This window comes from Xanthomonas sp. NCPPB 2632, assembly GCF_041228075.2.
In the GTDB taxonomy this organism is placed as follows: Bacteria; Pseudomonadota; Gammaproteobacteria; order Xanthomonadales; family Rhodanobacteraceae; genus Luteibacter.
Genome location: NZ_CM192979.1, coordinates 2,731,015 through 2,744,002, shown reverse-complemented (window position 1 = coordinate 2,744,002; position 12,988 = coordinate 2,731,015). Strand labels below are relative to the sequence as shown.

Below are 12,988 nucleotides of genomic sequence, written 5' to 3'. Positions count from 1 at the left end.
GCGTCGCGATGTTCATGGCGGGTCTATAGACCTCTTCCGGCGCAAGCGGACCCGGGATGCCGCGGGCTCCGAGCGTGAGCCGGCCCTCCGGGCCGAGCTCTTCAACACCGAACAACTGGAAGCCTACGGTGCGCAATTGGCGACGCGGCACCGCGTAGCGGCCCATCGCTCCGCCGAATGGCTGCTGCCCCGGCTGGCCGACAACGAGACCGTCATCGTCGATGCCTGCCGTGGCCTCATGGCCGCCGGCAAGCGCGGCGAGGGCACGACGCCCGCGGGCGAGTGGCTGCTCGACAACCTCTACGTGATGGAGGAACACGTCCGCGCCGCGGAAAAGGATTTCCCCAAAGGCTACAGCCGAGAACTGCCGCAGCTCGACGGCGGCCCGTCCAGCGGCCTGCCTCGGGTCTACGACATCGCTCTGGAGGTCATCTCCCACGGGGACGGCCGGATCGACGCGGCCGGACTGGCGCGATTCCTCGACGCCTACCAGACCGTGGTGCCGCTCAGCCTCGGCGAGCTGTGGGCCGTGCCGATCATGCTGCGGCTGGCGCTGATCGAGAACCTGCGCCGCATCGCCGTGCGCGTGACGCTGGACCGCTCGCGGCGCCGCCGTGCCACGCGCTGGGCCGACGCGATGACACGCATGGCCGCCGAGGACCCGAAGAACGTGGTGCTGGTCGTCGCGGACATGGCACGCTCCGCGCCGGTCATGAGCGCCCCGTTCGTCGCCGAAATGGTGCGCCGCCTGCAAGGGCAGGGGCCGGCACTGGCCATGCCGCTGGGTTGGGTGGAGCAGCGGCTGGCCGAGTCGGGACGCAGCACCGATCATCTGGTGCAGGCCGAATCCCAGCAGCAGGCGATGCAGCAGGTGTCGGTCGGCAACAGCATCGGCAGCCTGCGCTCGCTGGCCGCGATCGACTGGCGCGACTTCGTCGAGGCAGCCAGCCTGGTGGAAAGCTGCCTGCGTGAAGACCCGTCGGGTGTCTATCCCGCCATGGACTTCGCCAGCCGCGATCGCTACCGGCACGCGGTGGAGAAACTGTCGCGCACCACGCGCATCGACGAGCGGACCGTGGCACGGCGCGCGATCGCGGCGGCCCAGGCACCGGACGCGACATCCGCCCATCCCGCCGCGCGACACGTGGGTTACCACCTGGTCGGCGCGGGACGTCCCGCGCTGGAACGCGCGCTGGGCGCACGGCGCCGACTGGCCACGCGCTGCCGGCAGGCCTTCGACCGGGCGCCGTTCGCCTGGTCGCTGGTGGCCTTCCTCACGCTCACCGGTGCGTTGACCACCGCGCTGGTCGGCACCGCGGCGCTGGGTCCCGCCTATGTGTGGGAGCGGGCCGTGCTTGCGCTGGGTTGCATCGTCGTGGCCAGCCAGCTCGGCCTGAGCCTGCTCAACCTGATCGCCTCGCTGCTCACCGCGCCCGATTACCTGCCGCGCATGGATTACGAGGACGGCCTGCCCGATGCCGCACGCACGCTGGTGGCGGTGCCGACGATGCTGGGCAGTCCCCAGGACGCGGACGACGTGGCGGAGGGCCTCGAAGTGCGCTTCCTGGCCAATCGCGACGATGCCCTGCATTTCGCGTTGCTGACCGACTTCCCCGATGCCGACCAGGCGGTGATGCCCGGTGACGAGGCCATCCTCGCGCAGGCCGCCGCCCGGATCGATGCGCTCAACGCGACGTACCCGTCCAGTGCCGCCGACCGCTTCTATCTCCTGCACCGGCCGCGCGAGTGGAGCCCCACGCAGGGGCGCTGGATCGGCTTCGATCGCAAGCGCGGCAAACTGGCCGCCCTGAACGCGCTGCTGCGCGGCGAAGGCGCCGATCGTTTCCTGTTGATCGTGGGCCGGATCGCCCAGTTGCCCGCCGTGCGCTACGTGATTACCCTGGATACCGACACGCACCTGCCGCGCGACACCGCGCACCGGCTGGTCGCGGCGATGGACCATCCGCTCAACCGCCCCGTGTTCGCCGACGAAAGCAATCGGGTGATCGCCGGCTACAGCCTCATGCAGCCGCGCGTGGGTATCGCGCTCCCGGCGCAGGCGCGTTCGGCGTATGCCCGCCTCTACGGGGCCGACGCCGGTGTCGATCCGTATACGCGCGCCGTGTCGGATGTGTACCAGGACCTGTTCCACGAGGGCTCGTTCACCGGCAAGGGTATCTACGACGTGGATGCGTTCGAGCGCGCCATGGCCGGGCGGCTGAAGGACGAGCGCGTTCTCAGCCACGACCTCATCGAAGGCTGCTTCGTTCGCTCGGCCCTGCTAAGCGACGTGCTGGTGTTCGAGGAAATCCCCGAACGCTATGCAGACGACAGCGTGCGCCGCCATCGCTGGATGCGCGGCGACTGGCAACTGTTGCCATGGTTGTTGCCCACGGTGCCCAGCCCGCACGGGTGGGTGGCCAACGACCTGAGCGCACTGTCGCGCTGGAAGCTGTTCGACAACCTGCGACGCAGCCTGGTCGCTCCGGCCGCGCTGGCCCTGCTGGTGGCCGGGTGGTTGTGGATCGCTCCGGCGCTGACCTGGACGGCGGCGATCCTCGCCATGATGGTGGTGCCGGTGCTGTTGCAGGTGCTGATGGACGCCGCGCGCAAGCCCCACGACATCGCGTGGCGGCAGCATGCCGGCGTGCAGTCGCGCGCGGCGGCGGAGCACGCATTGCGCCTGGGCTTGTCCATCGCCTGGCTGCCGCATGAGGCGCGCCTGAGTGTGGATGCCATCGCCCGGTCGCTTTGGCGTGTGTGCGTCAGCCGCAAACACCTGCTCGAGTGGCGCTCGTCCGCCGACGTGGAGCGTCAGGGTCGCGGCTCGCGGCAGATTCCCTGGCGCGCGCTGTGGGCCGGCCCGGCTACTTCGATCGTCGTGGCTGCGCTGCTGGCCGTGGCCAGGCCGCTGGTGTTGCCCGTTGCCTTGCCCTGGCTGCTGGCCTGGCTGGCATCGCCACCCCTGGCCTGGTGGATCAGCCGGGCGCAGGTGAGCAAGCCGTTCGCGCCCAGCGAGGCCGATCATGCCTTCCTGCGGCTGCTGGCGCGGCGCACGTGGGCCTTCTTCGAAACACACATGGGCCCGGACGATCACTGGCTGCCACCGGACAACGTGCAGGTGACGCCGTCGCCGCAGCTGGCCCGACGCACGTCGCCGACCAACATGGGCCTGGGCCTGCTGGCCGGCCTGGCCGCCTACGACTTCGGTTACCTGGGTGCCGGCGCCCTGGTGCAGCGGCTGGCGAACACGCTGGCCACCATGCAGGGGCTCGAGCGGCATCGCGGCCATTTCTACAACTGGTACGACACCGCCACGCTGGCGCCGATGCGTCCGCTGTATGTCTCCAGCGTGGACAGCGGCAACCTGGCCGGCCACCTGCTGACCTTGCAACGCGGCCTGCTCGATGTCGCCCAGGCCCCGGTGTTCCGCAACGCGTCGATCGCGGGATTGCGCGACACGGTGGCGTTGCTGGCGCAGACCACGGACGAAAACCGCCGTGCACCACTGACCGCGTGGGCCGGCGATCTGGCGGCGGCCATGCTGGCCCCGCCGGCATGCATGCGCGATGTGCTCGCGTTCGTCACCGTGCAGCAGGAGCGGCTGCGCGAGGTAACCGCCCAGGCATCCGACCACGTATCTTCCGGTGACGACGAAGGGGCCTTCTGGCTCTCGCGATTGACCCTGCTGTGCGACGAGTTGCACGAAGAGGCGAGCCTCTGGTACGACGCGGCCACCGACGGCCAGGCCATTCCCACGCTGATGGAACGGGCGGCGAATACGACCGATGCCGCGCAGGCGGACCGTGCCACGGCACGCCTGCGGGCGCTGGAGGCCGCCGCCTCGCAGGCGGGCGATCTGGCGATCATGGATCACGCGTTCCTCTACGACGCCCATCGCCGCCTGTTGTCGATCGGTTTCGATGTCGAACGGCGCACGCTGGATGCGTCGTTCTACGACCTGCTGGCTTCGGAGGCGCGCCTGACCACGTTCGTGGCCATCGCCCAGGGCCAGTTGCCGCAGGAGAGCTGGTTCTCGCTCGGCAGGCTGTTGACCAGCACGGGCGGCTCGCCGGTGCTGCTGTCGTGGACGGGGTCGATGTTCGAATACCTCATGCCGATGCTGGTCATGCCGACCTACGAAGGCAGCCTGCTGGAGCAGACCTGCCGCGCCGCGGTGGCACGGCAGATCGAATACGGCCGGCAACGCAACCTGCCGTGGGGCGTGTCCGAATCCGGCTACCACGCGGTCGATGCGCAGATGACCTACCAGTACCGCGCCTTCGGCGTGCCGGGCCTGGGGCTGAAACGTGGGCTGGGCGAGGATCTGGTGGTGGCGCCGTATGCGTCGGTGCTGGCCCTGATGGTGGCGCCCGCCGCGGCTACCGACAACCTGCGACGCCTCGCGCGTGCCGGACTGGCCGGCCGTTTCGGCCTGTATGAGGCGGTCGATTACACGCCTTCGCGCCTGCCGCCGGGCCAGGAGTCCGCGGTGGTGCGCCAGTACATGGCGCACCACCAGGGCATGTCGCTGCTGGCGATCGGTCATGTGCTGCTGGACCGGCCGATGCAGAAGCGCTTCGAGTCGGACCCGCGCATGATGGCGACCAGCCTGCTGTTGCAGGAGCGCGTGCCGCGCATGGCCTCCGAATACCTGCACACGGCGGGCCTGGGCGAAGTGGCGACGGCACCGGCCTTGCCGGAAGCCCGCCTGCGCCTGTTCACCGATCCCGACCGGCCGCGCCCGGCCGTGCAGCTGCTGTCCAACGGCCGTTACCACGTCATGGTCAGCAGCGCCGGCGGCGGCTACAGCCGCCGCGACGGCATGGCCGTGACGCGCTGGCGCGAGGACATCACGCGCGACAGCGACGGCATGTTCTGCTACATCCGCGATCCGGAATCGGGCGATGTCTGGTCCACGGCGTACCAGCCGGCGGCGCGTAACACCGACCGCTTCGAGGCGATCTTCGCCGAATCGCGCGCGGAGTTCCGCGTGCGCCAGCGCGGCTTCGAAACGCACACCGAGATCGTGGTGTCGCCCGAGGACGATATCGAACTCCGGCGCACGCGCATCACCAACCGCGGCAACACGCGGCGCACGGTCGAGCTGACCAGCTACGCGGAAGTGGTGCTGGCCGACCCGCGCGGCGACGCGGCGCACCCGGCCTTCAGCAAGCTGTTCATCACCAGCGAGATCGTGCCGGCCATGCAGGCCCTGTTATGCACGCGTCGCCCACGCTCGGCCGACGAGACGTCGCCGTCGATGTGCCACATGGTCGCGGTGCACGATGCGGACGTGGATGCGATCTCCTACGAGACCGACCGCGCACGCTTCATCGGGCGCGGTCGCAGCACGGCCAGCCCCGTGGTGATGGATGCCGGTCATGACGCGCTTTCCGGCGGTCATGGCGCGGTGCTGGACCCGATCGTCGCCATCCGCGTGCGGATCACCCTCGATCCGGAACAGACCGCCACGCTCGACTTCGTGACCGGCGTGGCCGATACGCGCCCGGGGTGCCTGCGCCTGATCGAGAAGTACCGCGATCGCTACCTGGCCGACCGCACGTTCGACCTGGCCTGGACCCGCAGCCAGGTGCTGCTGCGCCAGGCCAACGCCACCCTGGTGGATGCCCAGCTCTACGAGCACATGGCCACCTCCATCCTGTATCCGAACCTCGCCCTGCGCGCCGAGCCGGAGCTGATCGCGGCCAACCGGCGCGGCCAGTCGGGCTTGTGGGGGCAGGCGGTCTCGGGCGACCTGCCCATCGTGCTGCTGCGCATCGGCGACATCGCGCGGCTGGACATCGCGCGCGAGCTGGTCCGTGCCGCGGCGTACTGGCGGCAGCGCGGGTTGACCGTGGACCTGGTGATCTGGAACGAGGACAGCACGGGTTACCGGCAGACGTTGCACGACGCGCTCACCGGCCTGCTGGCCAGCGGCGCGGAAACCAACCTGCTGGATCGCCCCGGCGGCGTGTTCATCCGCGCCGCGCAGTCGTTGTCCCACGAGGATCGCCTGGTGATGGAGGCCAGTGCCTGCATCGTGGTGGTGGATACCCTGGGGTCGCTGCACGAGCAGATGGAGCGGCACCGGATCGGTGTGCGTGCCGCGGCCGCCGAGCCGGCCTGGCCCGCTCGCAGGCGTCCCGCCCCGGCGCCGGCGGTGCCCGTGGCGGCGGCGTTTTCCGCCGACGGCACCGAATACGTCATCACCCTGGCGCCCGGCGCCACCACGCCGGCACCCTGGTGCAACGTGCTGGCCAATCCGTCGTTCGGCAGCGTGGTCTCGGAAAGCGGCAGTGCCTACACCTGGGCGGAGAACGCCCATGGCTGCCGCCTTACCCCGTGGCAGAACGATCCGGTGGAGGATGCCTGCGGCGAGGCTATCTACCTGCGCGACGAAGCCACCGGGCACACCTGGTGTCCGACCCCGTTGCCGATGCGCGGCGAAGGCACGTACATCACGCGCCACGGATTCGGCTACAGCGTGTTCGAGCACACGGAAGGCACGCTGTCGTCGCGGCTGGAGGTGTTCGTGGCGCTGGATGCGTCGGTGAAGTTCCAGGTGCTGCGCCTGACCAACGACGGCGCCGAGCCACGGCGGCTGTCGATCACCGCCTATGTGGAATGGCTGCTGGGCGATGTGCGCGAGAAGAGCGCCATGCACGTGGTCACCGAGATCGATCCGTCGACGGGCGCGCTGTTCGCGCGTAATGCGTACAACAGCGAGTTCCCCGATCGCGTCGCGTTCCTCGACGTGGAAGACGCCGAGCGCGACGTCGGCGGCGACCGTACCGGCTTTCTCGGCCGCAACGGGCACACCGGCGCGCCCCTGGGCATGCGTCGTGCCGGCTGGCACAACCGCGTCGGTGCGGGGCTGGACCCGTGCGGCGTGCTGCGTTCGACCATCGCCCTGGCACCGGGTGAATCGCGCGATGTGGTGATCCGCCTGGGCATGGGCGTGGACGAGGTGGACGCGCGCGGCCTGGTGCTGCGTTTCCGCGACGACGGTTCGGCGGCGCGTGCGCTGGCCGCCGTGCGCGAGCACTGGCAGCAGACGCTGGGTGCCGTGCAGGTCAGCACGCCGGACGAGGCAACCGACCGGTTCGCCAACGGCTGGCTGCTCTACCAGACCATCGCCGCGCGGCTGTGGGCGCGCAGCGGTTATTACCAGTCCGGCGGCGCGATCGGCTTCCGCGACCAGTTGCAGGACTCCATGGCCACCCAGCACGCGGCACCGGCCATGGCCCGGGCGCAGCTGCTGGTGTGCGCGGCGCACCAGTTCGCCGAAGGCGACGTGATGCACTGGTGGCATCCGCCCGGCGACCGCGGCGTGCGTACCACCTGCTCGGACGACTACCTGTGGTTGCCGCTGGCCACCAGCCGCTATGTCAAGGCCAGTGCCGACACCGGCGTGCTGGAGGAGTCCATCGAGTACATCGAAGGCCGCACGCTGCGGCACGGCGAGGAATCCTGGTACGACCAGGCACGGCCGTCCGGCCAGCGCGCCACGCTGTATGCGCACTGCGTGCGCGCCATCGAGCATGCCATGCCGCGCGGTCGGCACGGCCTGCCGCTGATGGGTGGCGGCGACTGGAACGACGGGATGAACAAGGTCGGCGAGGGCGGGCAGGGCGAAAGCGTCTGGCTGGGCTTCTTCCTCGTCCACGTCCTGCGCGAGTTCGCGGTCACGGCGCGAGGCCACGACGATGCGCCATTTGCCGAGCGTTGCCTCGCGGAAGCCGATACCTTGTCGAGGGCGCTCGAAGCCGAGGCGTGGGATGGCGACTGGTATCGCCGGGCCTGGTTCGACGACGGCACGCCGCTGGGCTCCGCCGCCAACGACGAGTGCCGCATCGACGCGATCGCGCAGAGCTGGTCGGTGCTGTCGGGCGTGGCCGGTACCGAGCGGCGCGAGCAAGCCATGGCCTCGCTGGACGAGCACCTGGTGCTGGAGGATCCCGGCATGATCCGCCTGCTCGATCCGCCGTTCGACCGCTCGGCCATGGACCCGGGCTACATCAAGGGTTACGTGCCGGGCGTGCGCGAAAACGGCGGCCAGTACACGCACGCGGCGGTGTGGGCGGCCATGGCCTTCGCGCAGATGGGACGTCATGAACGCGCGTGGGAACTGGTGAAGATGATCCATCCGGCCAGCCACATGGGCGACGCGCAGGCGATCGAGCGCTACAAGGTCGAGCCCTACGTGATCGCGGCGGATGTGTATTCCGTGCCGCCCCATGTGGGGCGCGGCGGCTGGAGCTGGTACACGGGCTCGGCCGGCTGGATGTACCGCCTGCTGGTGGAAACGTTGCTGGGCCTCCGGCGCGAGGGCGACCTGCTGCGAATCGTCCCTCGCGTGCCCGCGGCGTGGCCCGGCTACGGCATGCGCTATCGCCATGGGGGGTCCGGTTATGTCATCGCGCTGCGTCCCGCGGCCGACGGAGAAGCCGGCAGCCTTCACGTGGACGGCGTCCTGGTCTCCGGCGGGGCCATACCGCTGGTCGACGATGGCACGGAGCATCGGGTGGAGGTGGTCTACCTGCGGCACTGACGGCAAGCTAACGCGGGAAGGCGCAGCGTAGCGGTTGCCGGGGCACGCCCGGCAGCCGGGGAGTGCCACGACTATGTCCAAGCTATCACGCGATCCGTCGCCCGCTCCCCAGCTGCGGGAGGACCGTGTCGGTGCCTATAACCTCGCCGCTGCCACCCATCCGGGTGCCTGCGTGGTTCGTGTCGTGGATGTCTCAGGCGCATGCGTGCCTCGTGACGACGCCTTCACGGTGGCGGCTGCACCCAGCCCGACGCCAACGGCAAAGCGGAGCTGAGCCTGGCCGACGGTTCGCCTCAGTCGCCGTCGGCGACCTTGCGCGTCCCCATGCGCGCATAAAGCATCACCACCAGCGGCGTGAGCACCAGCAGGATGTTGCTGCGCCCGGGCCACCAGATCGCCAGGATGCCCGAAAGCAGGGCCATCGACGGCATCGCCAGGCTGCGACGACGCAGCACGGCCACGGTGTCGTCATTCACACCCGGCGCCAGGAAGGGTGGCCGCAGTGCCTTGCGTACCAGCCGGTATTGCAGCAGACCGGCGATGAGCAGGCTGGTCGCGTAGAACATTTCCGGCACGCGTTCCACGGGGTGGGCACTCATCAGCGCCGTGGAGAACGGCGTGAAGGCGATGGCCATCAACAGGAACAGGTTCGGCCACACGATGGACGGATCGTAATGACGCAACAGGCCGAACACGCGATGGTGCGCCGCCCAGACCGCGCCCACCACGATGAAGCTGAGGAAGAAACCGGCCAGCTGGGGTACCAGCTCCACCAGGGCCTCCAGCCATGCCGCATCGCTGGACACCGCCGGATGCGGCACGTGCACCTCTATGATCAACAGCGTGATGGCGATGGCGAACACCGCATCCGAAAAAAACGTCAGCCGCTCCAGCTGCTGATCCTGGCCATGCTCCGACATCCCCACCCCTCGTTATGATCCCTGCGCGATGATCGCCCGTCAGGGGTAGGCGTGGGAAGGGCACGCAGCAGACATGGCCTAGACACGACGCGGACCAGCATGGGCCGTACGTCATCCATCCGATCCATCCAGGGAGACCCTCGATCATGCATTCCCGCGTCGTGTCGCAGCGAAACGTGGTGGCCGCCACGCTTTACGGCCTGCTCAATCCCATTCCCTTCGGTTGCTTCGTGGCCGCCCTGATCTTCGATGCGACCTATGCCCACACCGGCGTCCTGCTGTGGATCAAGGGGGCCGCATGGCTGATCGTGGTCGGCCTGCTGTTCGCCATCGTGCCGCGACTGGTCAACCTGGTGCAGGTGTGGATCACCTCGCGCCATGCGCTGTGGCGTGGTGCGCGCATCGACTTCTGGCTGAACCTGGTGGCCATCGTCGTGGCGATCGTCAATGCCTTCGTGCACACCCGCGATGCCTATGCCGCCGTACCGGCCGGCGTCTGGCTGTCCGTCGTCACGGTGCTGCTGCTGGCCGTGGCCCATGTCCTGGTCGCGGTGTACGCGAACCATCGCGGAGTGATCGTTCATGACTAAGTCCATCCCCTTCGGTACCCTCGCCCTGGCCTGCCTGGTCGGCCTTGCCGGTTGCAGCGAAAAAGCCTCGCTGGCACCGCCGGACCAGTCCGGTGCGGACCCGTCGCTGCCCGCGCCGCGTCACTTCCTCGTGCCGCCGATGCAGGTGCCGGACAAAGCCGGCTGGAAGTCCGGACAAAAGCCGCGCGTGGCGCCGGGCCTGGCTATCGAGGCCATCGCCACCGGGCTGATGCATCCACGGCAGCTGTATACGTTGCCCAACGGCGACGTGCTGGTGGTGGAGTCCAACAGTCCCGGCACCGAGCCGGTCACCACGCCGAAGCAGCTGATGGCCGGGCTGGTCAAGGATCAATCCGGCAAGGGTGGCAAGGGCGGTAACCGCATCACCCTGCTGCGCCGGCAAGGGCAGGGCGCTTGGGAGAAACACGACTTCGTCGACGGCCTGAACTCGCCGTTCGGCGTGCAGCTGATCGGCAACACGTTGTACGTGGCCAACACCGACGGCATCGTCACCTTCCCGTATACCGAGGGCGACACGCATATCGCCGCCGCGCCCACCGTCTTCGCCGACCTTCCCGATACGATCAACCACCACTGGACCAAGGCACTGCAGGCCAACCCGGACGGGACCAAGCTGTATGTCGGTGTCGGTTCCAACAGCAACATCACCGAGAACGGCCTGGACGTGGAATACCGCCGCGCGGACGTGCTGGAAGTGGACGTGGCCACCGGCGCCAGCCGGATCTACGCCGCCGGCCTGCGCAACCCCACGGGCCTGCAATGGGACCCGGTCGGCAACACGTTGTGGGCCATCGTCAACGAGCGCGACGAGATCGGCGCCGACCTGGTGCCCGATTACCTGACCTCGGTACGCCCGGGTGCCTTCTACGGCTGGCCATACAGTTATTACGGCCAGCATGTGGATACCCGCGTGAAGCCACAGCGCCCCGACCTGGTCGCCAAGGCGATCCGTCCGGATTACGCCATCGGCTCGCACGTGGCGCCGCTCGGCCTGCTGCTGAGCCAGACCAATGCGCTGCCGGCGAAATACCACACCGGTGCCTTCATCAGCGAGCACGGTAGTTGGGATCGCTCGCCGCTGAGCGGCTACGAAGTGGTCTTCGTCCCGTTCCGCGAGGGCAAGCCGCAGGGCAAGCCCGAGACGATCGTCAGCGGCTTCTATTCGGACGACCAGAAGCAACTCTACGGTGCTCCCGTGGGCATCGTGCAGGACAAGGACGGTGCGGTGCTGATCGCCGACGACGTGGGCGATACGGTGTGGCGGGTGACCGCGGCGTCGCCCTGAGCCGCTTCAACCTGGCACCGTTCAGAAGAACCTCACGGCCCGGCGGACGTCCCGAACGACGTTTTTTTGGCCCTGGCTGAACGAGTGATGGTGTTCGCACCCGTGAAATGGACGTCTATCCCACGGGTGCGAATGCTGCAACGCCGCATGGTGACGCGGTTCGCCTGGACGTCCGTTACATGGACGTTACATGCCCCGTGGGCCTTCGCTGAATGCCATCGCCAATCCGGGGTTGCCATCGCCACGCGGGGTCTTGCAAGTTCGGGGCGTCCCCACCGCCACCGGATTGCGTATGCCGACACCGCCCTCATTTCCCGATCGCATCGACCCGCCCGATCATGCCTCGCACGTGCTTGCCGAGGCGCGCCCGCATCTGCCGGTGATCCTGGTGCTGGCCGTTTGCGCGACCGTGGTCGTCGCCGCCGACCCGCCGCCGCGCCTGGATCTTCTGGTCGCCGAATGGTTCGGCAGTGCCGTCGCGCTGGGCATGGTGCCGTTGTTGCTGGTGCGCGGACTGCGCATACGCAAGGTGGCCCCCGTGATGGCGCTGACCCTGGCGATGGCCGTGGCGCTTGCCCAGGGCCGTGACGAGGCACCCGCCACCGAGGGTGGCCGCCCATCGCCGCACACCCATCAAAGTCGCCTGCCGACCGCATCCGACGGTTTCGGTGCCTACACCACGCCGCGCGCTGCCGCGCACAACAGCTGATCGTCACCCAGGAGGACACCCCGATGCTGGTTCCCGGTCATGCCCATGTGAGTCATCTTTCCCGCTATGTCGGCGTGCCGCTGCTCATCCTGTTCTGCTGGGATGTGCTGGTCACGGCCGCGTGGTATTGCACGCAGGCGGGGTGGGACAACTTTCCCGCGTTGCCGCTCACCCTGTTCGGCACCGCGGTGGCGATCTACCTGAGCTTTCGCAATGCCACCGCCTATGCGCGCTGGTGGGAGGCGCGCACCCTTTGGGGCGCGATGGTCAACTGTTCGCGCACGCTGGTTCGCGATGCGTGGACGCTGCTGGGCGACGCCCGCGTGGCACGCGAGATCTCCTATCGCCAGATCGCCTATGTGCACGCGCTGCGGCTGCACCTGCGCAGGCAGAAGGAACGCGACGAACTGGTCGGCCTGTTGTCGGACGAGGAGCTGGCCGACCTGGATTCGGTGGCCAATGCGCCCAATGCCATCGCCTTGCGCACGGGTGCGCTGCTGAGCGATGCGGCACCGGATTCGATCATCCGCGCCGCCTTCGCCCGCACGCTGGCCGAGATATCCAACGCGCAGGGCGGCATGGAGCGGATCAAGAACACGCCGTTGCCGCAGCAATACTCGGTCTATCCGGTGGTGTTCACGCACCTGTTCTGCGCGCTGCTGCCGTTCGGCCTGGTGGAGCAGCTGGGCCTGTACACGCCGCTTGGCTCGACCGTGGCCGGCGTGCTGTTCCTCGGCCTGCTGCAATCGGGCAACGACCTGCAGGACCCGTTCGAGAACGGCGTCAACGACGTACCGATGACGGCCGTCACGCGCGGGATCGAGATCGACCTGCGTGACGGCATGCGTGAGGACCATGGTCTCAAGCCGTTCGCGATCGAGGCCGGCGTGCTCAAGTAAGGCGCAGCGA

6 protein-coding genes are annotated in these 12,988 nt (G+C 68.7%); 5 read left to right on the top strand and 1 reads right to left on the bottom strand.

From position 1 onward, the window contains the following. Positions 1-136: 136 nt before the first annotated feature. Complete coding sequence (locus AB8808_RS11725) at positions 137-8,554, top strand: glycoside hydrolase family 94 protein (RefSeq protein ID WP_369929555.1); 8,418 nt, start codon at positions 137-139, stop codon at positions 8,552-8,554. A gap of 293 nt (positions 8,555-8,847) precedes the next feature. On the opposite strand, the gene AB8808_RS11720 is transcribed toward AB8808_RS11725, so the two are convergent. Then, positions 8,848-9,474 carry a TMEM175 family protein gene (locus AB8808_RS11720; RefSeq protein ID WP_369929551.1) on the bottom strand — a complete coding sequence of 209 codons (627 nt, stop codon included), beginning with the start codon at positions 9,472-9,474 and terminating at the stop codon, positions 8,848-8,850. A 146-nt stretch (positions 9,475-9,620) separates the two neighbouring features. On the opposite strand from AB8808_RS11720, the gene AB8808_RS11715 reads away from it, so the two are divergent. From AB8808_RS11715 to AB8808_RS11700, 4 genes are all read left to right on the top strand, one after another. After that, on the top strand, positions 9,621-10,064 hold the full coding sequence (locus AB8808_RS11715) for a DUF2231 domain-containing protein (RefSeq protein ID WP_369929550.1): 444 nt from the start codon (positions 9,621-9,623) through the stop codon (positions 10,062-10,064). Beyond that, a complete protein-coding gene (locus AB8808_RS11710) occupies positions 10,057-11,370 on the top strand; it encodes a PQQ-dependent sugar dehydrogenase (RefSeq protein WP_369929548.1) in 1,314 nt (437 codons plus the stop codon). Before AB8808_RS11715 ends, AB8808_RS11710 begins: the two co-directional genes overlap by 8 nt. Positions 11,371-11,662: 292 nt before the next feature. Further along, positions 11,663-12,079, top strand: coding sequence for a hypothetical protein (locus AB8808_RS11705; RefSeq protein WP_369929546.1), 417 nt, complete (start codon positions 11,663-11,665; stop codon positions 12,077-12,079). A gap of 23 nt (positions 12,080-12,102) precedes the next feature. Next, positions 12,103-12,978, top strand: coding sequence for a bestrophin family protein (locus AB8808_RS11700; protein ID WP_036141214.1), 876 nt, complete (start codon positions 12,103-12,105; stop codon positions 12,976-12,978). The last annotated feature ends 10 nt before the right edge of the window (positions 12,979-12,988 follow it).

Coding starts and splice junctions, on each gene's coding strand:
- AB8808_RS11720 (WP_369929551.1), bottom strand. CDS start 9,474: ATGTCGGAGCATGGCCAGGATCAGCAGCTGGAGCGGCTGACGTTTTTT.
- AB8808_RS11715 (WP_369929550.1), top strand. CDS start 9,621: ATGCATTCCCGCGTCGTGTCGCAGCGAAACGTGGTGGCCGCCACGCTT.
- AB8808_RS11710 (WP_369929548.1), top strand. CDS start 10,057: ATGACTAAGTCCATCCCCTTCGGTACCCTCGCCCTGGCCTGCCTGGTC.
- AB8808_RS11705 (WP_369929546.1), top strand. CDS start 11,663: ATGCCGACACCGCCCTCATTTCCCGATCGCATCGACCCGCCCGATCAT.
- AB8808_RS11700 (WP_036141214.1), top strand. CDS start 12,103: ATGCTGGTTCCCGGTCATGCCCATGTGAGTCATCTTTCCCGCTATGTC.